General features: G+C 42.9%; 1 protein-coding gene. It reads left to right on the forward strand.

The window, feature by feature from the left end; all coding sequences use genetic code 11:
* Positions 1-1,126 (forward strand): RNA-guided endonuclease TnpB family protein (locus E3E24_RS12525; RefSeq protein WP_167916123.1); only part of this gene is annotated, 1,126 nt, incomplete at both ends.

A 1,126-nucleotide genomic window follows, 5' to 3' on the forward strand; every position in this document is an offset into this window, starting at 1 on the left:
CACAAAATGGCAAAAACTGCACTCCAAGAAATCCTCAATACCGAAAAATTCACGAAGTTTGAGAGGAAACAACTCCGAGACACGCTTTTAGAGAACTGGAATTATGCTGCCCACTACGTTGACTCCGCAATAAACCAGATGCTCGGTCTCGTGAAATCCTATAAGCGAAAACTCAAGAAAGGAAAGAAAGCTCGGGAACCAAAGCTGAAGAAGAAATTCGTTTACGTGAAGTCCACACTCTTCAGGTTAAAAAGTACAACCCTCGAAATCACAATAATTCCGAGAGAATACTACCTTGTAATTGACCTTGCAGAGTACCACTACTTGCATCCCCTCCTTGAGGAAGTAAAAGAGGGAAAAGTGAAGCTTGGTGGATTATTCTTGTTTCCTGATAAGCTCGTCCTCAACTTTGTAAAAACCGTAGAATACTTCGAGCCGAGAGACTGGATGAGTGTGGATATAAACTTGACGAACGTTACTGTTCTTGCGGGATTGACTGTGTATAGGTTTGACACTCGTGAATTATACCACATTCATCGTGTTTACGAGGTGAAACGGCAGAAAATCCAGAAGATTTCAGCATGGAATAGAAGATTGAGCACAGAGCTACTGGAAAGGTACTCCGGAAGGGAGAAAAACCGAGCAAGAGATTTCTTGCACAAGTTATCTAATAAAATTGTTGAAATTGCTAGGGAAAAACAGATGGGTATAATCCTTGAGGACTTGAATGGCATAAAGGAGAGGGTTTTGAACGGTTCAAAGAGTTTGAACAGGAAGCTCTCCAAGTGGAATGCTCGTGAATTGCAAAGGCTAATCGAGTACAAGGCCAAATGGTTTGGGGTTCCAGTTGTTTACATTAATCCGAAGAATTCTTCTCGTGTTTGTCCCGTATGCGGGGGTCGGTTAATACCCCAAGAGGGGCGCCTGATGAAGTGTCTAAAATGTGGTTTGGTCGAGGATAGGGATTTTATTGCTGTGTTGAACCTTCGGATGTGGGGCTCAGGGGTTACCCCGAAAGGGTTGGAGGTTTCGAGGGCTTTAACGCCCAATGAATGGCCAATGAAGACCAATCCCTACGGGATTATTGCAATAGAAAAACAAAGAATTGGGATGAAATTCTATGAAA

It is taken from the genome of Thermococcus sp. LS2 (assembly GCF_012027375.1).
Lineage (GTDB): Archaea > Methanobacteriota_B > Thermococci > Thermococcales > Thermococcaceae > Thermococcus_B.